The sequence below is a fragment of the Candidatus Methylomirabilota bacterium genome (assembly GCA_035260325.1).
Taxonomy (GTDB): Bacteria; Methylomirabilota; Methylomirabilia; order Rokubacteriales; family CSP1-6; genus AR19.
In genome coordinates, this window is sequence record DATFVL010000284.1 from 1 (window position 1) to 22,074 (window position 22,074).

At 73.0% G+C, this 22,074-nt stretch carries 25 protein-coding genes; 11 read left to right on the forward strand and 14 right to left on the reverse strand.

Annotated features, from left to right (window positions below; translation table 11 throughout):
• Positions 1-489 (reverse strand): xanthine dehydrogenase family protein molybdopterin-binding subunit (locus VKG64_17995; protein ID HKB26931.1); only part of this gene is annotated, 489 nt, incomplete at its 3' end.
• 228 nt (positions 490-717) lie between these two features.
• Here VKG64_17995 and VKG64_18000 point away from each other — a divergent pair.
• The 5 genes from VKG64_18000 (at position 718) to VKG64_18020 (ending at position 5,283) form a co-directional block, all read left to right on the forward strand.
• Entirely contained in the window at positions 718-1,941 is a 1,224-nt protein-coding gene (locus VKG64_18000) for an amino acid ABC transporter substrate-binding protein (GenBank protein ID HKB26932.1), read from the forward strand.
• An 81-nt stretch (positions 1,942-2,022) separates the two neighbouring features.
• A complete protein-coding gene (locus VKG64_18005) occupies positions 2,023-2,895 on the forward strand; it encodes a branched-chain amino acid ABC transporter permease (protein ID HKB26933.1) in 873 nt (290 codons plus the stop codon).
• Between the two features lie 3 nt (positions 2,896-2,898).
• Positions 2,899-3,843, forward strand: a complete 945-nt coding sequence (locus VKG64_18010) for a branched-chain amino acid ABC transporter permease (GenBank protein ID HKB26934.1) — start codon at positions 2,899-2,901, stop codon at positions 3,841-3,843.
• On the forward strand, positions 3,840-4,562 hold the full coding sequence (locus VKG64_18015) for an ABC transporter ATP-binding protein (protein ID HKB26935.1): 723 nt from the start codon (positions 3,840-3,842) through the stop codon (positions 4,560-4,562). Before VKG64_18010 ends, VKG64_18015 begins: the two co-directional genes overlap by 4 nt.
• Positions 4,552-5,283, forward strand: a complete 732-nt coding sequence (locus tag VKG64_18020) for an ABC transporter ATP-binding protein (GenBank protein ID HKB26936.1) — start codon at positions 4,552-4,554, stop codon at positions 5,281-5,283. Before VKG64_18015 ends, VKG64_18020 begins: the two co-directional genes overlap by 11 nt.
• Before the next feature lie 9 nt (positions 5,284-5,292).
• On the opposite strand, the gene VKG64_18025 is transcribed toward VKG64_18020, so the two are convergent.
• Genes VKG64_18025 through VKG64_18035 form a run of 3 tightly spaced genes read right to left on the reverse strand, consistent with a single transcriptional unit; the run spans position 5,293 to position 8,109 of the window.
• Positions 5,293-6,048 (reverse strand): NAD(P)-dependent oxidoreductase, encoded by a 756-nt coding sequence (locus tag VKG64_18025; GenBank protein HKB26937.1) that lies wholly within the window; start codon positions 6,046-6,048, stop codon positions 5,293-5,295.
• Between the two features lie 13 nt (positions 6,049-6,061).
• The gene (locus VKG64_18030) at positions 6,062-7,192 is read right to left on the reverse strand and encodes a serine hydrolase domain-containing protein (protein HKB26938.1); all 1,131 of its coding nucleotides are present in this window, start codon (positions 7,190-7,192) and stop codon (positions 6,062-6,064) included.
• A gap of 2 nt (positions 7,193-7,194) precedes the next feature.
• The gene (locus tag VKG64_18035) at positions 7,195-8,109 is read right to left on the reverse strand and encodes a VOC family protein (GenBank protein HKB26939.1); all 915 of its coding nucleotides are present in this window, start codon (positions 8,107-8,109) and stop codon (positions 7,195-7,197) included.
• Between the two features lie 114 nt (positions 8,110-8,223).
• Between VKG64_18035 and VKG64_18040 the strand changes: the two genes are divergently transcribed.
• The 3 genes from VKG64_18040 to VKG64_18050 are packed head-to-tail and all read left to right on the forward strand — an operon-like array spanning position 8,224 to position 11,075.
• Positions 8,224-8,682 carry a VOC family protein gene (locus VKG64_18040; GenBank protein HKB26940.1) on the forward strand — a complete coding sequence of 153 codons (459 nt, stop codon included), beginning with the start codon at positions 8,224-8,226 and terminating at the stop codon, positions 8,680-8,682.
• A 2-nt stretch (positions 8,683-8,684) separates the two neighbouring features.
• Positions 8,685-9,875 carry an acyl-CoA dehydrogenase family protein gene (locus tag VKG64_18045; GenBank protein ID HKB26941.1) on the forward strand — a complete coding sequence of 397 codons (1,191 nt, stop codon included), beginning with the start codon at positions 8,685-8,687 and terminating at the stop codon, positions 9,873-9,875.
• A gap of 24 nt (positions 9,876-9,899) precedes the next feature.
• Complete coding sequence (locus VKG64_18050) at positions 9,900-11,075, forward strand: acyl-CoA dehydrogenase family protein (GenBank protein HKB26942.1); 1,176 nt, start codon at positions 9,900-9,902, stop codon at positions 11,073-11,075.
• Between the two features lie 40 nt (positions 11,076-11,115).
• Here VKG64_18050 and VKG64_18055 read toward each other — a convergent pair whose 3' ends face one another.
• The 5 genes from VKG64_18055 to VKG64_18075 are packed head-to-tail and all read right to left on the reverse strand — an operon-like array spanning position 11,116 to position 16,303.
• Complete coding sequence (locus VKG64_18055; GenBank protein ID HKB26943.1) at positions 11,116-11,571, reverse strand: SET domain-containing protein-lysine N-methyltransferase; 456 nt, start codon at positions 11,569-11,571, stop codon at positions 11,116-11,118.
• Positions 11,572-11,586: 15 nt separating this feature from the next.
• Positions 11,587-12,039: a hypothetical protein gene (locus tag VKG64_18060; protein HKB26944.1), complete on the reverse strand. Its 453-nt coding sequence runs from the start codon at positions 12,037-12,039 to the stop codon at positions 11,587-11,589.
• 36 nt (positions 12,040-12,075) lie between these two features.
• The gene (locus VKG64_18065; protein ID HKB26945.1) at positions 12,076-14,100 is read right to left on the reverse strand and encodes a transglutaminase domain-containing protein; all 2,025 of its coding nucleotides are present in this window, start codon (positions 14,098-14,100) and stop codon (positions 12,076-12,078) included.
• On the reverse strand, positions 14,097-15,425 hold the full coding sequence (locus VKG64_18070) for a DUF58 domain-containing protein (protein HKB26946.1): 1,329 nt from the start codon (positions 15,423-15,425) through the stop codon (positions 14,097-14,099). The genes VKG64_18065 and VKG64_18070 overlap by 4 nt, the downstream gene beginning before the upstream one ends.
• Positions 15,422-16,303, reverse strand: a complete 882-nt coding sequence (locus tag VKG64_18075) for a MoxR family ATPase (protein HKB26947.1) — start codon at positions 16,301-16,303, stop codon at positions 15,422-15,424. The genes VKG64_18070 and VKG64_18075 overlap by 4 nt, the downstream gene beginning before the upstream one ends.
• 80 nt (positions 16,304-16,383) lie before the next feature.
• Here VKG64_18075 and nrtS point away from each other — a divergent pair, with 80 nt between their 5' ends.
• Positions 16,384-16,692, forward strand: a complete 309-nt coding sequence (nrtS, locus tag VKG64_18080) for a nitrate/nitrite transporter NrtS (protein ID HKB26948.1) — start codon at positions 16,384-16,386, stop codon at positions 16,690-16,692.
• Positions 16,693-16,698: 6 nt separating this feature from the next.
• Here the strand turns inward: nrtS and VKG64_18085 are convergent, their stop codons facing one another.
• The gene (locus tag VKG64_18085) at positions 16,699-16,995 is read right to left on the reverse strand and encodes a cupin domain-containing protein (protein ID HKB26949.1); all 297 of its coding nucleotides are present in this window, start codon (positions 16,993-16,995) and stop codon (positions 16,699-16,701) included.
• A gap of 39 nt (positions 16,996-17,034) precedes the next feature.
• Here VKG64_18085 and VKG64_18090 point away from each other — a divergent pair, with 39 nt between their 5' ends.
• Complete coding sequence (locus VKG64_18090) at positions 17,035-18,126, forward strand: Gfo/Idh/MocA family oxidoreductase (protein ID HKB26950.1); 1,092 nt, start codon at positions 17,035-17,037, stop codon at positions 18,124-18,126.
• A gap of 12 nt (positions 18,127-18,138) precedes the next feature.
• Here VKG64_18090 and VKG64_18095 read toward each other — a convergent pair whose 3' ends face one another.
• From VKG64_18095 to chrA, 4 genes are read right to left on the reverse strand one after another with little or no spacing between them, the layout of a single operon-like run.
• Positions 18,139-19,266 (reverse strand): trypsin-like peptidase domain-containing protein, encoded by a 1,128-nt coding sequence (locus tag VKG64_18095; GenBank protein ID HKB26951.1) that lies wholly within the window; start codon positions 19,264-19,266, stop codon positions 18,139-18,141.
• A gap of 25 nt (positions 19,267-19,291) precedes the next feature.
• Positions 19,292-19,837 carry a chromate transporter gene (locus tag VKG64_18100; GenBank protein ID HKB26952.1) on the reverse strand — a complete coding sequence of 182 codons (546 nt, stop codon included), beginning with the start codon at positions 19,835-19,837 and terminating at the stop codon, positions 19,292-19,294.
• The gene (locus tag VKG64_18105) at positions 19,813-20,349 is read right to left on the reverse strand and encodes a chromate transporter (GenBank protein HKB26953.1); all 537 of its coding nucleotides are present in this window, start codon (positions 20,347-20,349) and stop codon (positions 19,813-19,815) included. The genes VKG64_18100 and VKG64_18105 overlap by 25 nt, the downstream gene beginning before the upstream one ends.
• Before the next feature lie 15 nt (positions 20,350-20,364).
• The gene (gene chrA, locus VKG64_18110; protein HKB26954.1) at positions 20,365-21,582 is read right to left on the reverse strand and encodes a chromate efflux transporter; all 1,218 of its coding nucleotides are present in this window, start codon (positions 21,580-21,582) and stop codon (positions 20,365-20,367) included.
• 271 nt (positions 21,583-21,853) lie between these two features.
• Here chrA and VKG64_18115 point away from each other — a divergent pair.
• Positions 21,854-22,074: hypothetical protein (locus VKG64_18115; GenBank protein HKB26955.1), on the forward strand; the 221-nt coding region annotated here is incomplete at its 3' end.

Sequence of the window (22,074 nt, forward strand, 5' to 3'; positions counted from 1 at the left end):
GAGCCGCGTCTCGTAGAGCACGTTGTCGCCGAGCTCTCCGTGGATCAGGGGCGCGCCCGGCGCCAGCGCCGCCTCGGGATCGAGGACGGCGGGGAGCGGGGCGTACTCGACGCGGACCAGCGCCGCGGCGTCGTCCGCGGCGGCGCGCGACTCCGCCGCGACCGCGACGACGGGCTCGCCGACCCAGCGCACGCGCTCGACGGCGAGCGGGAGCATCGCGCCGGTCTTCATCCCCGTGTAGTGGAGGAGCACGCCCCGCCAGGGCTTGCAGAGCCGTCGCGCGTCGGCGCCGGTGAGCACACCGGCCACGCCCGGCGCCCGGCGCGCGCGGCCGACCTCGACGCGCGTGACGCGCGCGTGGGCGTGGGGGCTCCGGACGAAGGCGACGTGGACCATGCGGGGGAGGACCACGTCGTCCACGTAGCGCCCGCGCCCCGTCAGGATCCGCGGATCGTCGGGGCGCTTCGCCCGCGAGCCGACGTGCGGCACGCGCGGGAGTCTAGCAGATCGGCACGCCGGCATTGACACGGATGTGGACGCCCCCTATATTTGCGCCACTCAATTCCAGAAGAGCGGGCGCGCGCGCAACGGGCTCGAGGACGCGGATCGTTCGCGTCGTCGACGATCGGACGGTCGGGGACCGGGCGGATGGAAAGGGGACCGAGGATGCGACATCGCAGGCGCTGGACATCGTGCGCGGTCGTGGGGGCTCTGAGCGTGACCTTGGTGCTCTCGGCGGGCTGGGGGGCGGTGGCCCAGGGCGCCGAGCCCATCAAGATCGGCTTCGGCATGGCGCTCACCGGCGGGCTCGCCGCGAACGGCAAGGCGGCGCTGATCGGAATGCAGCTCTGGGCCGAGGACGTCAACAAGAAGGGCGGGATCCTCGGCCGGCCGGTCGAGCTCGTGTACTACGACGACCAGACGAAGGGCGCGACCGTGCCGGGCATCTACACGAAGCTGCTCGACGTCGACAAGGTGAACTTCGTCGTGTCCGGCTACGGCACGAACCTCATCGCGCCCGCGATGCCGATCGTGATGGAGCGCAAGCTCGTCTTCCCGGCGCTCTTCGGGCTCGCGAACAACGAGAAGCTCAACTACCCGGGCTACTTCCAGATCATGCCGGCCGGGCCGCGACCGGCGCTCGACTGGACCGCGACGTTCTACGAGCTGGCGATCAAGCAGACGCCGAGGCCCCAGACCGTGGCGATCGTCGGCGCCGACGCCGAGTACCCGCACAACGCGATGGCCGGGGCCCGGGAGAACATCAAGCGGCTCGGGTTCAAGCTCGTCTACGACAGCACGTACCCGCCGACCACCGTCGACTTCACGCCGATCGTCCGGTCCATCAAGGCGCTCGACCCGGACATCGTGGCCGTCTACTCCTATCCCCCGGACAGCGCCGGGATGGTCCTCGCGGCGCACGAGGTCGGGCTCCGGCCGAAGATGTTCGGCGCCGGCATGGTCGGCCTCCAGTTCGCCGCGCTCCTGACGAAGCTCGGCCCGAAGCTGAACGGCATCGTCAACTACGACTTCTGGGTCCCGGAGCCGACGCTCAGGTTCCCGGGGATCGAGGAGTTCTTGCAGCGCTACCAGGCGAAGGCAGCGAGCGCAGGGGTCGACCCGCTCGGATACTACCTGCCGCCGTGGGCGTACGCGTACCTGCAGGTGCTCGCCCAGGCGATCGAGGGGACGAAGAGCCTCGACCAGCAGAAGGTCGCGGACTACATCCACAAGACGGAGTTCGACACGATCGTCGGCAAGGTGAGGTTCGGCGCGAACGGCGAGTGGCTGCAGCCCCGCGTGCTCCAGATCCAGTTCCAGGGCATCGAGACGACCGACATCGAGCAGTTCAAGCAGCCCGGCAAGCGCCCGGTGCTGTACCCGGAGAAGTACAAGTCCGGCAACCTGATCTATCCGTACGCGAAGGCGAAGATCCAGTAGGCGCGTCGTGAGTCGCCCGCCGGACGAGCGCGCGCCCGCGGATGCACGGGCCGCGGGCGCGCGCCGCCGGCCCGGCTGCCCGTGCTGAGCCTCGACCTGCTCGCGAACGCCGTCGTCGCCGGGATCCTCCTCGGCGGCTTCTACGCGGCGGTCAGCCTCGGCGTGTCCATCGCCTTCGGGCTGCTCGACATCGTCAACATCGCGCATCCGGTCTTCGTCATGCTCGGCGCGTACGCGGCGTACGTCACGAACACCGCGTTCGGCCTCGACCCCATCGTCGCGGGCGTCGTCTTCACCCCCGTCTTCTACGGGATCGGCGTGGTCGTCTACCGCGTCTACTACGTGAGCTTCGAGAAGAAGGGACAGGAGTCGCTGCGCGGCCTCGTCTTCTTCTTCGGCGTGCTCTTCATCGTCGAGGTCGGTCTGACGCTGAAGTACGGCGTGGACTATCGGCTCGTCGAGGCGGCGTACATCGGCGAGAGCCTGCAGATCGGACCGGTCGGCATCGCGTTCCGCCTCCTCGTGCCGGGCGTCGTCGCCGTGTTGCTCACGCTCGCGCTCTACCTGTACCTGGGGAAGACCTTCGTGGGGCGCGCGATCCAGGCCGTCTCGCAGGACAGCCTCGCGCTCCGGCTGGTCGGCGCCGATCCCGTGAAGGTCAAGCGGGTCGCCTTCGGGCTGGCGATCGCCACGGCGAGCCTCGCCGGCGCGCTGCTCATCATGATCGGGCCCGTCGAGCCCTCGATGAACCGCGAGTACATCGGGCGCGTGTTCGCCGTCGCGGTCCTCGGCGGCATGGGCAGCGTCGGCGGGACCCTCGTGGCGGCGGTGATCCTCGGCGTCGCCGAGAGCCTGACGTCCACGTTCTTCGGCCCGTCGTGGTCGGTCGCGGTCTCGTTCGGCCTGCTGCTGCTCGTGCTGGCGGTCCGGCCGGCGGGATTGTTCGGGAGGTAGCCGGTGCGCGGGCGGACGTTCGGCCTCGTCGTGACCGGCATCGTCGTCGCGGGGGTCTCCTTCATGCGCCTCGGCGCGAACCAGTACTACTACTTCGCCGCCTACGTGATCCTCCAGTACGTCGTGCTCGCGACCGCGTGGAACATCCTCGGCGGCTACACCGGGTATGTGAACTTCGGCACGCCCGCCTTCTTCGCGCTCGGCGCCTACACGTCCGTCGCCCTCATCAAGGGCTTCGCGGCGCCCCTCCCCGTCCTGCTGGCGGCCGGCGCGGCCGTCGCCGGGCTGCTGGGCCTCGGGATCGGCTACCTCACGCTCCGGCTGCGCGGCGTCTTCTTCTCCATCGCGACGCTCGCGCTGGCGGTCGTGCTCCAGACCATGGCCGTCAACTGGGACTACGTCGGCGGCGCGCGGGGGATCTCCGTCGCGCGCCCGGCCCGCGTCCCGTTCTTCGGGAGCTACGTCGAGTTCCTCTTCGCGGTGATGCTGCTCCTCGCCGTCCTCGCGATCGCGGTCGCCTGGTGGATCGAGACGTCCCGGATCGGCCGCGGGCTCGCCGCCATCCGCGACAACGAGGAGGCGGCCGAGTGCATGGGCGTGCCGACGCTCCGGCTGAAGCTCATCGCCACGACGGTGAGCGGCAGCCTGATGGGCATCGCGGGCGCGCCGTTCCCCTACTACGTCACGTTCGTGGAGCCGGGCTCGGCCTTCAACCTCGACTACGCCGTCAACAGCCTCGCGATGCCGATGATCGGCGGCACGACGACGTGGGTCGGGCCCGTCATCGGGGCGATCCTGCTCGGGACCGCGCAGCAGGTGGCAACGGTGACGATCTCCTCCGCACTCAATCTGCTGATCGTCGGGATCATCCTCGTCGCGTTCGTGATCCTCGCCCCGGAGGGGATCCTCGGTCTCGTCCAGCGGCTCAAGGGCGGCGCGCGCGCGTGACGGCCGACGGCTTCCTCGAGGTCGAGAACGTCACGAAGCGCTTCGGCGGCTTCCAGGCGCTCTCCTCCGTCAGCCTGCGCGTGCGGAAGGGCGAGCGCTTCGGGCTCATCGGCCCGAACGGGTCGGGGAAGACGACGCTCATCAACTGCATCTCGGGAACGCTCAGGAACGACGAGGGGACGATCGTCTTCCAGGGACACGACATCACCGCCGTCCCCGCCCATCGGCGGACGCGCCTCGGCATCGCCCGGAGCTTTCAGATCCCGAAGCCGTTCGCGAGCATGTCGGTCCTCGACAACCTGACCATTCCCCTCGAGTACGCCGCGCGCGCGCGCGGCGCGGACGCGGTGGAGCAGGCGCAGGAGATCCTCCGCATGATGGGGCTCGAGGCGAAGGCGCACGCGGCCGCCGCGACGCTGACCCAGATCGAGATGCGCAAGCTCGAGCTCGGGCGCGCGATGGCGGCGAAGCCGAAGCTGCTCGTCGCCGACGAGGCGATGGCCGGGCTGTCGAGCGCGGAGGTGGACGACATCCTCGACATCCTCTTCCGGCTCAACGCGCGCGGCATCACGATCATCATGATCGAGCACATCATGCGCGCCGTCATGCGCTTTTCCGAGCGCATCGCGGTGCTCGACGCCGGCGAGAAGATCGCCGAGGGCGGGCCCGAGGCGATCCTCGCGAACGAGGCGGTCGAGCGGGCGTACCTTGGGCAATAGGCTCGTCGTCCGCGACGTCCAGGCCGGCTACGGCGCGGTGCGCGTGCTCCACGGCGTCTCCATCGAGGTGAACGACGCCGAGACCGTCGTGCTGCTCGGCACGAACGGCAACGGCAAGAGCACGCTCATCAAGTGCGTGCTGGGCATCGTGCGGCCGGACGCCGGCGAGATCTTCTTGGAGACGGACGGGCGGCGCATCGACCTCGTGGGCCGGTCACCCGAGGAGATCGTCAACCTCGGCGTCGCGCTCGTGCCCGAGGGACGGCGGCTCTTCCCGAAGCTCACGGTCGAGGAGAATCTGTTGATCGGTGCGTACCGGCCGGCGGCCCGCCGGCACATCGACCGCAACCTCGCGTTCTGCTTCGAGACGTTCCCGATCCTCCAGAGCCGGCGCAAGCAGCTCGCGGGCAGCATGAGCGGCGGCGAGCAGCAGATGCTCGCGATCGGCCGCGCCCTGATGGCGGCGCCCGCCGTCCTGCTCGTCGACGAGCCGTCGGTCGGCCTGGCCCCGGTGCTCGTCAGCCGCGTCATCGGCAAGATCAAGGAGCTGAAGGACCGCTACCACCTCACGGTGCTCATGGCGGAGCAGAACTTCAACCAGGCCACGAAGATCGCCGATCGCGGCTACATCATCGTCCACGGACGGATCGAGTTCGAGGGGCACAGCACCGCGGAGCTCCGCGAGAACGAGCTCGTCAAGAAGTACTACCTGGGGGTGTAGCCCGCGGCGCTAGCGCCAGGCCTCCGCGGCGTCGAGGGGCTCGAAGCCGAGCACCCGCCGCGCGTGGTCGAGGTCGCGGTAGCTCCACGTGTTGTTCGACACGGCGAAGAAGACGTCGAAGCGCAGCGTGTCCGGCGCCCGCAGGCACGCCTCGAGCATCCGCACGATGTCGCGCTGGCTGCACCAGACCGAGAAGTCGCGCGGCGCGCGCGGCCGGTCCTCCGCGGTGACGTGCCCGATGCGCACGCAGAGGACCGAGAGCCCGTGGGCGTCGGCGTAGTGCCGGCCGAGGGTCTCGCCCCACACCTTGCTCACGCCGTAGAGGCCGGCCGGGCGCACGGGCGTCTCGTGCGTCAGGATCGTCCACGCCCCCGCCTCGTCGTAGCGGCCCGCCGCGAGCGCGCTGTACGGCGGGTCGCGCTCGTACGCGCTCACCGTCGCCCCGCTCGAGGCGTAGACGACGCGGCGGACGCCCGCCCGGCGGGCGGCCTCGAAGACGTTGTAGGTGCCGACGACGTTGGCGCGGAGGATCTCGTCGAAGGGCGCGCTCGAGCCCACGCTCGCCGCCAAGTGCACGACCGCGTCCACGCCCTTGAACGCCGGCTGGATCGCGTCGAGGTCGGCGATGTCGGCCCGATGGCACGGGACGCCCTCGACGGCGCGGCGGTTGAGCGCGCGCAGCTCGAACCGGTCGGCGAGGTGCCGGCGCAGCGCGCCGCCGATGAGCCCGCTCATCCCCGTCACGAGCACGGCCGGCCGGCTCATCGGCGGCCCGGCGCTAGCCGATCGCCGTGTGGACGAGGTTCGAGACGAGCTCGAGCCGCTGCGCGTGCCAGGGGTCGGGCAGGCGGCTGTTCGTGAGGTACGCGAACGACACGCCCGAGTCGGGATCGCCCCAGCAGTACGAGGACCCGACACCGCCGTGGCCGAAGACGCGCGGCGCCGCGAGCGAGCCGAGGCCCCGGATCGTGTCCGTCGTGCCGCGCGTGTGCGGGCCGAGGCCGCGGTGCATCGGCATGCCCATGTAGCCGTCCACGCGGTCGCCGGTGAAGTTGCGCGTCACGTAGGCCACCGTCCGCGGCGACAGGAGGCGCACGCCGCCGAGCGTTCCGCCGTGGACCAGCATCTGGTAGAAAGCCGCCAGCGCCCGCGCGGTGCCGTAGCCGCCGCCGCCCGGCGTGCCGGCGCGGCGGAACTCGGCGTTGTTCTCGTCGGCGCGCTTGACCTGGCGCCGGCCGTCCGGCGCGGGCTCGTGCATGTCGGCGGCGCGGCCGTGCTCCCGGTCGGGGAGCCCGACGTAGAGCTCGCCGCCGAGGCCGAGCGGCCCCAGCACCTGATCGCGGATGAAGAGGCGATAGTCGGTCTTCGTCATCGCCTCGATGAGCGCCGCGGCCGTCCAGTGGGCGGCGCGGCCGTGGTAGTGGACGCGCGAGCCGGGCGTCCACTCGAGCGTGAAGCCGCACACCGTCCGGCGCAGGAGGTCGTGGTCCTCCCACGCCGCCTTCGGCACGTCGGCGTTCGGGAAGCCGGCCTGGTGCGTGAGGAGCTGGATCAGCGTGATCTCGCCCTTGCCGTTGGCCTCGAAGCCCGGCAGGTGGTCGGCGACCTTGTCGGTGAACGCGAGCGCGCCCCGCTCGGCGAGGATCCAGACGGCGCACGCCGTCAGCACCTTCGTGTTCGAGTAGAGGAGCCAGAGCGTGTCGTCGCGCGCGGCCACGCGCTCCGGGTCGAGCCGCGCGTCGCCGAGCGTCCAGACGAACGCGAGCTTGCCGTGCCGCGCGAGGGCCAGTTGGGCCGCCGGGTAGCGCCCGTCGGCGACGTGGCGCGTGACGAGCTCGTGCAGGCGGTCGAGCTGCCTCCCATCGAGACCGAGCGTGTCGGGCGAGGCGGAGTCGAGCGGGAATTTCATGGTCAGGTCTCCAGCTCCCGGTTCAGGCCGAAGTCGTCGGGCACCGGGGGGCCCCAGCGGTAGAGCGCGTCCTCCGCGGGGAAGTCGCGCGGCTCCCACGCGCACTGCTCGGGGATGTAGTCGAGGTCGTGGAAGTACTCGGCGAAGCTCCCCCACGGATCCCGCACGTAGTAGAAGAAGTTCGAGCCGATGACGTGGCGGCCGAGCCCCCAGCCCGGCGGCCGGCCGGCGTCGAGCATGCGCTGGGCGCCGAGCGCGATCTCGTCCACGCCGCCCACCTCGAACGAGCCGTGGTGGAACCCGGGCCCCGTCGAGGCGAGGAGCGCCAGGTTGTGGTGGTCGGTCGTGCAGCGCAGGAACGCGATGATCGTCTGGGAGCGGTCCGAGAGCTTCATCCCGAGGACGCGCGTGTAGAAGTCGAGCTGGCGGTCGAGATCGCCCGAGAAGAGCAGCACGTGGCCCAGCCGGCGCGGCGCGGCGCCCCGCCCCGCCTCGGGACAGCCGCGCCGGGCCTCGCGCGCGACGTGGCCGGGGCTGTTGAGCTCGAGCGGCGGGTCGGCGGGCGGCAGCACGCGGCCCTCGTTCTTCACGGTGACGAGGTTCCCGTCGGGATCGCGCAGCCAGAAGCCACCGTCCGGCGCGCCGCGCGGCGGGTCCACCTCGCTCACGCCGGCCCGCTTCACCGATTCGCGCGTCGCCTCGTATTCGTCGCCGGGCGCGCCGAACGCGAGATGGTGCAGGCGCTTCTTCGGCCCGCCGTAGAGGAGCACCGACTCGCGGCGGAGCGGCGCCGGGCGCAGCCGGACCGCGTCGCCACGGCCCGACGCGTTCACCAGCCCGAAGGCCGTGTAGAACTTCTCCCCCGCCCCCTGGTCGGGCACCTCGAGCGCGTAGTGGAGCAGCGCCTTCACCGCCATCCGTCTTCCCTCCCCGCCGTGACGCCTGGCGCGGACTCTACCACGGCGCGGGCCGGCGTGCGATTGACACCCGCCGGGACGGCTCCTATGATCGGCGCCACCAAGGAGGACGCCATGGCGCTGAAAGTGCTCGAGCTCCACCACCACGGCATCCGCGTCGGCTCGACCGAGGCCGAGGCCGACAAGGCGCTCGCGTTCTACCGCGACGTCCTCGGGCTGTCTCCCGATCCCGGGCGGCCGGTCATCCCGACGATCCCGGGCTACTGGATGGACGTCGGCGGCAAGGCGCAGATCCACCTGATGGGCGTGAACGGCCAGTCGAAGTTCGCCAAGGGCCCGGGCAAGGATCCCTCGCTGCCGCACGTCGCGCTCGCCGTGCCCGACATCCAGGAGGCGCGCCGCGAGCTCGACCGCCTCCGCGTGGAGTACTGGGTGACCGAGGGCGTCGTCGGCCCGCAGTCCCTGCAGATCTTCATGCACGACCCGGCCGGCAACATGATCGAGCTCCACGCGGCCGGCACCTGCCGGTGCGACAGCAGCAAGCGCGGCGGCGCGGCCGTGAAGATGAGCTAGCCGTGGCGCTCACGCCCGAGCAGCGGCTCGTCGTCGAGCGGGTCGCCCGGCTCACGCGCGAGCGCATCGCGCCGCGCGCGGCGCGGTACGACGTCGAGGCGCAGAACCCGCTCGAGAGCTGGCGCGACCTCTGGAGCGAGGGCTTTCTCGCGGCCGCGATCCCGCGCGCGTACGGCGGCCTCGGGCTGGACATGCCGACCTACGCCGCCGCCATCCGCACGCTCGCCCAGGGCTGCGCGAACACGGCGATGACGCTCCACATGCACTCGACCGTCATGCGGTTCATCGACGCGCTCGGGACCGAGGCGCAGAAGCGGCGCTGGTTCGACGAGGTGGTCCGCTTCGGCAAGCTCTTCGGGAGCTGGGGCAGCGAGCCCGCGGTGAGCCTCTCGCGGACGTTCCTCATGGAGACCGCGATCCGGCGCGTGGACGGCGACGGCTGGCAGATCGACGGCGTGAAGCACTTCTGTACGATGGCGCACGGCGCGGCGTACTACATGGTCTGGTGCGCGCTCGACGGCGAGGCCGACATGGGCAAGGCGGTGCTCCAGGCGCTGGTCCCCGCCGAGACGCCGGGCCTCGCGAGCGACGGCCGCTGGGACACGCTCGGGATGCGCGCGACCTTCAGCCCGTCGGTGACCTTCACGAAAGCGCGCGTTCCCGAGGACGCGACGCTCGGCCGGCCGGGCTCGGCCATCCAGGTCGGCGTCGTCGAGGTCTTCGGGCTCGGCTACGCCGCGATCTACATCGGTGTCGCCGAGGCCGCGCTCGCGTTCGCCGTGGACTACGCGAAGAAGCGTGTCGTGCGGCCCGACAACGCCGCGGTCGCGCAGGACCCGACCGTCCAGCGCCACGTCGGCGAGCTCGACGCGCGCCTGCACGCCGCGCGCCTCGTGCTGGAGGACTCGGCCGCGCGCTGGGGCGAGGCCGACATGGTCGAGCGCGGGCTGCTCGCCAACCGCGCCAAGTTCGTCGCGACGGAGGTCGCGCTCGAGGTCACCTCGCGCGTCGTCCAGGTGGTCGGCGGCCGCGGCGCCTACCGGGAGTTCCCCGCCGAGCGCGCCTTCCGCGACGTCCGCACGGCGACGCTCATGCCGCCCACGGTGGACCGGATGCTCGAGGCGATCGGCAAGAGCGCGCTCGGCATCCAGGAGGGCATGTTCCGCATCAGCGGGGGACCGCAGGGCGCGTAGCGCCTGCGCGCCGGGAGACCACGCGTGTTCCCGCTCCCGCCGCTGACCGACGAGCAGCGCTCGATCATCGACCGCGCGGCCGCGCTCGCGCGCGAGCGGTTCGCGCCGCGCGCGGCGACGTACGACGCCGAGGCGTCGTTCCCCTACGAGAACTTCGCCGACCTCCGGGCGGCGGGGCTCCTCGCGCTCACCGTGCCCAAGGAGTACGGGGGCGTCGGCGCCGACCCGATCGCGTACGCGCACGCGCTCCGCGAGATCGCGAAGGGCTGCTCGGCCACGGGCCTCACCTTCAACATGCACTCGACGGTCACGACGTTCGTCGCGGCGCTCGGCACGGAGGCCCAGAAGCGGCGGTACTTCGCCGAGGTCGTCGAGCGCGGCCGGCTCATCGCCTCGATCACGAGCGAGCCCGAGCAGAGCTTCCGCGACAAGTTCGTCTTCAACACCGTCTTCCGCAAGGTTCCGGGCGGCTACCACGTCGCCGGCGTCAAGCAGTTCTGCTCGCTGGGCGACGCGGCCGACTACTACTTCGTCACCGGGATCGTCGAGGGCGCGACGACGGCGAAGGACGGCGTGATCTCGGCGCTGATCCCGCGCGACGCCGCGGGTGTGAAGATCGAGGGCCTCTGGAACGCCACGGGCATGCGGGGCACGATCAGCCACACGATCCGCTACGACTCCACGGTGGGCGCCGAGAGCGTCATCGGCACACCCGGCTCGCTCCTCGGCATCGACCTCTCGGGCTTCGCGCTCGGCTACGCGGGCGTCTACCTGGGCATCGGCGAGGCGGCGTTCGAGTTCATGGTGGAGTACGCGAAGACGCGGACGCTCAAGCCCTCGACCGAGCCGCTGGCGCACCACCCGCTCGTCCAGCGCACCGTCGCCGAGACCGGCACCGCGATCCGCGCCGCGCGCCTGCTCCTGCACGACGCCGCGCGCGTGCGGATGACCGGCGACAAGGAAGCGACGATGCTCGCCGTCAACCAGGCGAAGACCTACTGCGCCGACGTCGGCCTGCTGGCGACCGAGAAGGCGATCCGCCTGGCCGGCGGGCGGGGCATCCTGAAGGAGCTGCCGCTCGAGCGCTGGCACCGCGACGCCCTCGCCGGGCCGGTCATGCCGCCCGCCAACGACCGCTGTCTCGAGACGGCGGGCAAGCTCCTCTGCGGCCTCCGGGCCGCGACGCTCGAGTTCCAGTAGGACGCGGCGCTCGGGCGGCGGGCCCGGGGCCTCCTCTCGGTCAGATCCGGATCAGGCCCGCGCACCGGCGCGAGCCGCAGCGGCAGCGAAAGCGCACGATGGGTCGGTAGCGCGGGTCGCCGTGCCCGATGACCGTCCGGTAGTCGCACGTGACCTCCTCGCCCTTCCGGATCCGGCGCAGGGCCATCAACGAGAGCGCGTACCAGCCGCGGCCATCGCCGGCGTTGGGCGCGCACGAGTGATTGACCCAGTAGCCCAGCGCGATCTTCCGCCCCCGCGGCGGCGCCAGGTAGAACCCGTGCTCGAGGTGGAAGCAGAATCGCTGGAACGACCGCGGGAGCGCCTTGACCCGGTGATAGGGCAGCACGCGACCGCCCGACACGATGAGCAGCTCGCCCTTGCGGATCGCGCGCCGCGCGAAGACGCCCACCTCGCGGTGGTTCACCCGGCGCAGCTCGAGCTTCACGCTCTGGTAGGAGTCGCTCACGAAGGGCACGGGCGACTCGCGGCCCTATGCCCGGGGCGGCGTCTGCCCCGCCCACTCCTCCCACCGGTCACGGCGGGGGAAGTGGAAGGCGAAGAGGCCGAGTGCGAAGGCGAGGAACAGGTAAAAGTCGGCGGAGCTACCGGAGACGAGGAAGAGCACCAGGCCGAACACGCCGACCGACTCGCAGAGCGCGAAGGTCACGATCGACGCGGTCTGGAGCCGCTCGCCGGGCCCGGGGCCGCCCGACCGCGGCGCCAGGAGCGCGCCGCGCAGGACGCGGATCAGCCCGGCGTCGGCGAGCGCCAGGGCGAGAAAGATCCAGCGCAGCATCTCCCACCACGGGACCTGGACGAACCCCCGGAACGGCGCGGACTGCCGCTTGATCAGCTCGACGAGTCCCGCGTAGATCAGGAGTGAGAGGATCATCGCGATCGCGATGATCCGGGTCGCGCGGAATTGCTGGTCGAAGGCGACCATCGCGGACCTTAACGGTACGGCAACGCCACGCGCAATTCAATCGCGCGCGTTCCCGCGCGACGCCTCGGCGGCGCGCGCGGCGAGCCACGCCTCGACGCCCGCACGGAGCGCCGCGCGCTCACCCGCGCCGAGGCCGGCGGGGTCGAAGCGGTACCGGTAGTGGAGCGCGAGGATCCCGGGCAGCGCCGGCGCGTCGGGCACGGGCGCGTCGGCTTCGCGCAGGCGCCGGAGCCACGCCGAGGCGGGCTCGGACGGCCGCCGCCCGAGGCCGCCGCGCGCGAGCTCGCGCTCGATCAGGTAAAACTCCGAGTCCTCCCCGGGCCGCGGCGCCCGCGGCGGCGCCGGGGCCGCCGCGGTCCGTCCGCCGACGCGCCGCCGCCGCCAGAGCCGCCACGCGAGCAGGAGGGCCAGCGGCACGAGGAGCCAGCCGAGCCAGCCGGCGATGCCGCCCTCGCTCTCGCCGTAGCGCCAGCGCGCGAACAGGTATTCCGCCAGCGCCCAGAGGTCGGTCGCCGACTCGAGCACGGGTGAGCCGGCTTCCTCGATCACCCATACGGGTGGGGTCGTGTCGAGGTCGCGCCAGGCGCCGTCCACCCACGCGAGCGTCCACGAGTGCGCGTGCCGCGCGCGCACGACCCAGGTCCGCTCGAGCCCGCTCCACTCCTGCACCGAATAGCCGGTCGCGTAGCGCGTCGGCACGCCCGCCGCGCGCAGGAGCAGCACGGTGGCGGTCGCGAAGTACTCGCAGTGGCCGGCGCGCGTGCGGAGCAGGAAGTCGTCGAGCGGGGCGACGCCGGCGGGCCGGCCGCGCTGGTAGGTCGAGTAGCGGAAGTTCGCGCCGAAGAACCGGGCGACGGCGGTCAGGCGCTCGGCCGGCGTCTTCGACACCAGGTCGAGCCCCGCGGCGATGCCGGCGAGGACCTTCGCCTGATGCCGCGGGACGGCCGTCTCCGCCGCGCCCGGGGGGCCGTCGAGGACGCTCGCCCCGCCGAAGCGCGCGAGGTAGTGCACGAGCCCGAGCCCCTCCTCGACGCGGACCGCGCCGAGCGGGTTCCGGCTGACGCCGACGGCGGCGAGCCTCCCGACCTCGAACGCGCCGTTCGGGAGCGCCAACACGCCCCGGCCGCGCGGCAGGTAGGCGGCGACGCCGACGCCCGCCGCCGGGCCGGGCGCGCCGCCGAACTTCCACGTCTCGCCGTCCGCCTCGGCCTGGACGGGCGCGAACGCCGCGCCCGTCGCGAACCATACCGGCGAGTTGAAGACGTTGTAGCTCGCCTCGCGCAGGAGGAGCGGCATCCGCACGCCCGGGCCCGGCTCGACGCGCAGGAGGATCCGGTCGGAGAGCTTCAGCTCGCCGAGCCGGCCGAGGGCGGTCGTGCTCCGGAAGGGATCGGCGTCGCGCCGCCTGACGAGGTTGAAGATGTAGTCGAACGCGGCCTGCTCGAGCTTCTCCTGCGCCCCGTGGAGTGCCGCCTGCCCGCCCCAGCCGAGCGCCATCACCGCGGCGAGGAGCGCCGCCCACACGGCGGGGTGGAAGCGCCGCGAGCGCTCGACCCAGAGCGCCCACGCCGCGAGCGCGCAGAGCGCCGTGTAGAAGACGGGCGTCCGCGCGTTGGCCGCGCTCGCCGAGAGCACGCAGAGCACGACGTACGGATAGGCGAGGTCGAGCGCGCCCGGCGCCGTCCCGGTGCGCGCGGCCTTGCGGCGGAGCGCCCAGAAGAACGCGCTGGCCGGCACGCGGCCCGCGGTCGAGTACGCCTGGCAGACGACCAGCAGCGCGACGAGGAGCGGCATCCGCTCGAAGAGCAGCGTGACCGCGCGCGGCCCCCCGACGGCGCGGAGCACGCCCGAGGCCCCGAAGAGGTACACGGCGTTGCCCGCGAGCAGGAGCGCGCACAGGTCGGAGACGCGGTTGAAGTCCGACCCCGCGAGGTCGAGCCGCCACCGGAGCACGCGCGACGCCTCGAGGACCGTCGCGACGAACAGCGCGGGCAGGAGGAGCCCGGTCTCCCAGCCCCAGAAGAGCACGGCGGCGCCGACGAGGAGCGGGGGCGTGCTCACAATCGGGCGAGCCCCTCGGCGAGGCGGCCGGCCTCGAGCCGGTGGACCTCGCCCGGCGCCTCGAGCGCCGGCGCGCCGGGCTCGACGACGACGAACGCGCGCACCGGCGTGCCGAGCGCGCGCAGCTGGTGGACGAACTGCCTGCGCGATTCGTCCCAGTCAAGGAGCACCGCCACGCACGCGCTCAGCGCGTCGTGGCGCTCGAGCACGGCGTGGTGGAGCGCGCGGAACGGCCGGTCGCGGCAGACGCGGACGCCCGCCAGGACCTCGAGCATCCGGTCGGTGTGGCCGAGGCCGCGTCCCGCCGTGAAGCAGTAGGTCTCGGCCCCGACGAAGAGCAGGTCGAGCAGCGACTCTCCCGTCTGGAGCGCGCAGACGAGGGACGCCGCGAGCGACACCGCGTCCTCGAAGCGCTCGCTCCCGTCCTCGGCGCCGAACGTGTCCAGCACGAGGGCGTGCCGCACGAAGAACTCGTCCTGGTACTCGCGCACGACGGGCTTGCCGAGGCGCGCGAGGCTCTTCCAGTGGACGCGCCGGAGCGGGTCGCCCGGCCGGTAGTCGCGCAGGGCCATGAACTCCTCGGAGTCGCCGACGGACTGGGCGAGCGCGACGCCGCCGGGCTGGTACTTGCGAGTCCCGGGCAGCGCCAGGTCCGGCAGCGCGTAGCGCTTCGGCAGGACCAGCAGCGACTGCGGCAGCGGCAGCGTCCGGAGGGCGTTCACGAGCCCGAACGGATCCGGCCGCGCGAGGGTCAGGCCGGTGAACTCGAGCCGCCCGCGCCGCCGCGCGGTGAACTCGATCCTCACCTCGCCCGCGTCGCCGGGCGGCAGCGGCGGCAGGGGCCGCGCGTCGATGCGGGCGAGCTGGTTCCGCCGGACGAGCCAGTCCCAGCGCGGATAGCCGACCTTCCGGTCGAACCAGTTGCGTCGCTCCTCGCCGGGCTCGCGCGCGGTCACGAACTCCTCGAACGAGGGCCGCGGGTCGGCCGTGTCCTCGAGGAGCACGAGGCCCCGCTCGGGCCGTCCCCCGCCGTTCGCGAGCACCACGCGGTATGCGGCGGGCTCGCCCGCGGTCACGAACCGCGGAAGCACGCGCCGCGCGGAGAGGCGCGGCCGGAAACCGAAGCGCCAGGCGAAGGCGAGAACGAGCAGCGCGAGGACGAAGGTGAAGACCTGGTAGGCCAGGGTGCGGTTGGTGTCGAAGCCCATGAGCCCGGCGGCGCCCAGCGCGCCGAGCGCGAGCTTGCCCGCGCCCGTGAGGCGGCGCTCGAGGCGATACTGCAGCGACGCCGTCGAGCGGAACAGGCGATACGTGAAGCGCTTCAAGCCGGCACGGGCACCTTCTTCACGATCTCCTCCACGAGCCCCTGCACGGTCACGCCGGAGAAGCGCGCCTGCGGGTCCACGACGAGCCGGTGGGCGACGACCGGCACCGCGAGCTCCTGGACGTGCTCGGGCAGGACGAACGCGCCGCCGTCGAGGAGCGCCAGCGCCTGGGCCGCCTTGATGAGCGCGAGCGAGGCGCGCGGGCTCGCGCCGAGCTGGACGCCCGGCGCCGCGCGCGTCCCGCGCACGATGTCCACGGCGTAGCGCTTGAGCTCGTCGCTCGCGCGCACCTCCCTGACGCGGCGCCGGAGCTCCAGCACGTCCGCCATCGAGACGACGGGCCCGAGCGCGTCGATCGGGTGGCGCTGTTCCTGCGCGGCGACGATCGCCACCTCCTCCTCGGGCGCCACGTACCCGAGCGCGAACTCCAGCGCGAAGCGGTCCATCTGCGCCTCGGGCAGCGGGTACGTGCCCCGGAACTCGACCGGGTTCTGCGTGGCGATGACGAAGAAAAGCTCCGCGAGCGGATACGACCGGCCCTCGATCGACACCTGCCCCTCGCCCATCGCCTCCAGGAGCGCCGACTGGGTGCGCGGCGAGGCGCGGTTGATCTCGTCGGCCAGCAGGATGTTCGTGAAGACCGGGCCCTCGTGGAAGCGGAAGACCTGATCGCGCTGATCGTACACGGACACGCCGAGGATGTCCGAGGGCAGGAGATCGGGCGTGAACTGGATCCGCTTGAACTCGGCGCCGATCGAGCGCGCCAGGGCCTTGGCGAGCGTCGTCTTGCCGGTGCCCGGGTAGTCCTCGAGGAGCACGTGGCCGCCGCTCGCGAACGCGGCGAGGAGCCGGCGGATCGCGGCCGCCTGCCCCTTCATGACGGTCTCGATGTTCGCCGCGAGCTTCCGGAAGGTGTCCTGGGAGCCCACCCGTCAATTGTAGGGCATAATCGTCGGCCGTGGCCGCCGAGACGTCGTGCGCCGCGTGCGGCGCGCCGCTCGCGGGGCGGAGCGCCTTCCAGTTCCAGGCCCCCGGCGGCGCGGCCGTCATGTGCGCGCGCTGCGCGCTCCGCCACCCTCCGATGCTCCGGCGCTCGCTCGGGATCGCGGCGATCGTGGGCACGCTCCTCCTGGCGATCAACCAGGGCGACCTCCTGCTGCACGGCGCATGGCCGCCGGCGCTCGCCTGGAAGGTGCCCCTGACCTACCTCGTGCCCTTCGTCGTGGCGACCTGGGGGGCGCTCGTGAACGGCCGCGTGCCGCGCTGACCGGGCTCAGGCGCGCTTCAGCTCGATCTCGACGAAGACGAACTCGAAGGCGTTCGCGTTCCGGACGTCGTGCTCGACGCCGGCGGCCCGGGCGTACGCGCGGCCGGCGCGGAGCTCCGCCACGCTCGCGCCCTCGCGCGCGGTGATCTCGAGCCGGCCCGTCGTGAGCGGCACGACCACGTACGCGTACTCGTGCCGGTGCCAGCCGGTGGCGGCGCCGGGCGCGAAGCGCCACTCGGTGACGCGGACGCTCGCGTCGTCGATCTGGACGGTGGGCACGGCGCGCGCGACGCTCGCCGACATGCGGTCGCCTCCTCCGACGGTGAGGTAGTATCACACACCATGAGCCGCCCTCCCGCGCCCACCGTCGGCGTCATCGGGCTCGGCTACGGCCGCGCCCACATTCCAGCGTTCCAGGCGGCCGGCTGCCGCGTCGTCGCCGTCTGCCAGCGCGACCAGGCGGCCGCCAAGGCCGTCGCCGAGCGCTACGGCGTGCCCGGCGTGTTCGAGCGCTGGGAGGACATGCTCGAGCGCGCCGCGCCAGAGATCGTCGTGATCGCGACGCCGCCCCACCTGCACCACGCGATCGCGCTCGCCGCCTTCGCCCGCGGCGCTCACGTCGTGTGCGAGAAGCCGCTCGCGATGACCGCCACCGAGGCGCGCGCCATGGTCGACGCGGCGGGGCGCGCGCGGCGCGTGGCGATGACGGGCTTCAACTGGCGCTTCACGCCCGCGATGCAGGAGCTCCACTCGCGCGTGCGCGAGGGCGCGCTCGGCCGGCCGCTCCACCTGGCGCTCCGCTGGCTCGGCGCGCGCTGGGCCGACGAGGGCGCGGCGGCCACGTGGCGGATGGACCGCGCGCAGGCGGGCCACGGCGCGATGGGCGACATGGGCGTGCACATGATCGATCTCGTGCGCTGGAGCTTCGGCGAGTTCCGGCGCGTCACAGCCCATGCCGGCATCGCCTACCCGTCGCGCTCGGCGCCAGGCGTCGGCCGGCCGCCCGACGCCGAGGATTACTGCACGGTGCTGGCCGAGCTCGTCTCGGGCGCGCAGGTCACGCTCACCGCGAGCCGCGCCGCCCACGGCGCGAACGAGCACACGCTCGAGGCGTACGGGACGCGCGGCGGCGTGCGCTATCGGCTCACGCGCGAGAGGCCGCGCTGGTACGAGGGCGAGCTCGGCGTCGCGGCGAGCGGGAAGAGCTTCGAGCCGGTGGCGCCGCGCGTGGCGGCGCCGGCCGGGGCCGGCGAGGGCGATCCGATGGAGGTCATCGGGAAGGTCACGATCGCGCCGCTCGTCGGGGAGCTCCTCCGCGCGATCGGGTCGGGCGCGCCGGCGTCGCCCTCGCTCGCCGACGGCCTCGCCGCGCAGGCGGTGCTCGACGCCGTCCTCGCCTCGCTCGCGCGCGGCGGCTGGGTGGACGTCGCGTAGCCGGCGCGCCGGCTACTCGATCTGGACGAGCGGCACGCGCACCTCGCGCCGCGCATTGCCGCGCGCGACGGTGAGCGTGACCGTCTTGCCGACGCCGACGGCCTCGATGGCGTCGCGCAGGTCATCCTCGGTCTTCACGGGCTTGCCGTCCACCGCGACGATCCGGTCGCGCACGACGTACCCCCGGTTCGTGGGCTCGAGACCCTCGAGCCCGGCGCGGCCGGCCGGCCCGTCCGGCGTGACCTCGGCGATCACAACGCCCTCGATCCCGAGCCGCTCGACCAGGTGGCCGGGCACCAGCATCACGCCGATGCCCGGCTGGACCGCGCGGCCGCGCGCGATGAGCTGCGGTACCAGACGGGTGACCGCGTCCACGGGCACGGCGAAGCCGATGCCGACCGAGGTGCCGCTCGGGCTGAACAGCGCGGTATTCACGCCGACGAGCCGGCCGCTCGAGTCGAGGAGCGGCCCCCCCGAGTTGCCGGGGTTGATCGCCGCGTCGGTCTGGATGACGTCGCGGATGCGCCGGCCGGTGGGCGAGCGGAGCTCACGGCCGAGCGCGCTGACCACGCCGACCGTGAGCGAGTGGTCGAGCCCGAACGGGTTCCCCACGGCGAGCACGCGCTGGCCCACGAGGAGGCTCCGCGAGGTCCCGAGCGTGAGCGGCACGAGCTTGTCGGCGGGCGCTTTGATGTTGAGGACCGCCAGATCCTTCTCGGGCGCGACACCCACGATCGTCGCGTCCCATTCCGACTGGTCGGCGAGCGTCACCGAGAACGCGTTGCCGTCCTGGATCACGTGGAAGTTGGTCACGACGTGGCCCTGACGGTCCCAGACGAAGCCGCTGCCCGTGCCCTTTGGGATCTGCTGGACGTCCATCGTGAAGAGGTCGCGCCGGACGGCGCTCTTCGTGATGAAGACGACGGAGCTCGAGGCGCGGCGGAAGACCTCGATGTTGCGCCGCTCCTCCGGGGTCAGGCCTTCGGGCAGGGGCGGGAGCGTCGCCGGGGGCCTGACGGCGGGCGCGCCCTTGGCGTCCTTCGGCGCCGGCGCGGGGGCCTGGGCGGGCGCCCGCCCGGCGGTGAGCCCGGCCGCGAGCACCACGCCGAGGGCCGTGACCAGGAGCCGACGCCGCGTCATCGCCATCCCTCCGTGACCGAGCATGCTACAGGCCCAGGAGCCAGCCGGCAACGCCGCCCGCGAGCACGACCGCCGGCGGCGGAACCCGCTCGGCCGTAAGGGCGAGCGTCGCGACGGCCGCCAGCGCGGCGGTCGCCGCGTCGTGCACGCCGCCGCGCGCCAGCGTGTAGACGCCGGCGGCCATGAGGCCGAGGCCCACGGGCGCGAGCCCCTGCTCGGCGGCGAGCGCCCACGGGTGCGTGCGCAGGCGCTCCCACCGCCGCGCGATGAACGCGGTGAGCGACGACGTCGGCAGGAACATCGCGAGCCCCGCGACGCACGCCCCCGGCACGCCGTACGCGCGGTAGCCGACGAACACGACGACGAGCATCGTGGGGCCGGGCGTGAGCTGGGACAGCGTGTAGCCGTCCACGAACTCGCGCGCCGTCACCCACTCGTGCCGCGTCACGACCTGGCGCTGCAGCTCGGGCACCACCCCGAGGCCGCCGCCGACGCAGAGGACGCTGAGCCAGAGGAAGGTCCAGGCGAGCGTCGCGAGGCCGCGCATCAGGCGCGCCGCGGGCGGTGCCACCAGAGCGAGACCGGCAGCACGAGCGCGAGGGCGAGGGGCGTGAAGACGTGGAACGGGCCCACGAGGAGGAAGGTGACCGCCGCCACGGCGACTCCCGCGCGGCCGCGGATCGACGCGCGCACGAGCCGCGCCGTCGCCACGAGGACGAGGCCGACGACGGTCGCCGCCATGCCGTGCATGACGTGCGTCGTCGCGGGCGCGAAGCCACCACGGAAGTAGAGGATGGTGAGGGCGAAGAGGATGACCGCGCCGGGCGCGACGATCGCGAGGAGCGCCCCCGCGCCGCCCGCCCAGCCGGCGAGCCGGCAGCCGAGCGCCACCGCGAGGTTGGCGAAGTTCGGGCCCGGCAGGAGCTGGCTCAGCGTGAGGTCCTGCAGGAACTCCTCGTGCCTGAGCCAGCGGCGGCGCATCACCACCGCGTCGTGGAAATAGGCGCTCCGCCCGCCGCCGAGGCTCGTGAGCCCCGTCCACGTGAACACCCGGATGAGGCGCGACACCGGGATCCGGTTCATCTCGCCCGCCCCAGGCTACACCACGCGCGGCGAGAGTGCGGCGAGCGCCGCACCGGCCGCCGCGGCGAAGAGGACGACGAGCCACGGCGGCCACTTCCAGAACGCGAGGAGCCCGAACGCCGCGAGCGCCAGCGCGACGTCGGCGGGCCCCGCGATTGCGCTCGTCCACACCGGCCGGTAGAGCGCCGCGAGCAGGAGACCCACGACCGCGGCGTTGATCCCCGCGAGCGCCCCCTGGAAGCCGGCGCGCCGCCGGAGCGCGTTCCAGAACGGCAGGGCGCCCACGACGAGGAGGAACGCCGGCAGGAAGATCGCGACGAGCGCCCACGCCGCGCCCGCGACGCCGTTCGGCGGCGCCGCGCGCACGGCGCCGAGGTAGGCGGCGAACGTGAAGAGCGGGCCGGGCACGGCCTGCGCCGCGCCGTAGCCGGCGACGAACTCGGAGTTCGACACCCAGCCCGGAGGGACCACCTCGGCCTGGAGCAGCGGGAGCACCACGTGGCCGCCGCCGAACACGAGCGAGCCCACGCGGAAGAAGCTGTCGAAGACCTCGAGCGCCGGGCCGGGCGCGAGGCGCCGCGCGAGCGGGAGCCCGACGAGCAGCCCCCCGAACACGACCCACGCGGCGACCGCGAGCCGCCGGCCGACCGGGACGCGCAGGTCGAGCTCGCGCGGCACGCCCGCGCTCGGGAGCGCACGCCAGCCGATGAGCCCGGCCGCCGCGATGATCAGCACCTGCACGGCCGCGGTGGGCGACAGGAGCACGACGATCGCCGCCAGGAGGGCGAGCGTCGCGCGCGGGCGGTCGGGGGCGAGCGCCCGCGCCATGCCCCACACCGCTTGAGCGACGACCGCGACCGCCACCACCTTGAGCCCGTGCAGCCAGCCCGCGTCGCCGACGCCCGCCGCCCGCACGCCGTACGCGAAGAGGAGGAGCGCGACGGCGGAGGGCAGCGTGAACCCGAGCCACGCGGCGACGGCGCCCGGGAGGCCGGCGCGCAGCATGCCGACCGCGATCCCGACCTGGCTCGACGCCGGCCCGGGAAGGAACTGGCAGAGCGCGACGAGGTCGGCGTAGCTCCGCTCGTCCAGCCAGCGTCGGCGCGTCACGTACTCCTCGCGGAAGTAGCCGAGATGGGCGACGGGACCGCCGAAGGAGGTGAGCCCGAGCCGCGTGGCGACGCCGAGCACTTCGAGGACCGATCCGCGATGGGGGCGCTCGGACGGCGGCACGACGGTATCTTACGGAGGTTTCCGGATTATTCGGAGGTTTCCGGATTATTTCTCACCGGCGCTGATCGTTTTCTTCCCTGCGTCGCGTCGGCACCTCGGCTTATCCCCCTGATTTTCCGTCGCTGAAGCCGTGGCACCCGGCTTGCTCCGAATCCCGGTGATGCGCAGCGCGCACCGAGAGGTAAGCCCTGCCCGGCCGTGGCTGTCGCAGCCCGAGACCGACGCCACCGTCCGGGACCGTCGCCGGCTCCACCGTCTCCGGCAGGAGCTGGTGATCCGGATGGGCTTCGCCCTCTTCATCCTCGCCTTCCAACTCCTCTTCCACGTCAGCAGCACCGGCGAGAGCTCGGCCGTCGTCGTCCTCCCGGCGCTGCTCGGCCTCGCCCTCAACGGGCCGTACTACCTGGCGGCGCGCAGCGGGCGCTGGTTCCGCGCCCAGGCGTACGCGCGCATGTTCGTCGACATCCTGCTGATCAGCGTGGGCCTCTACAG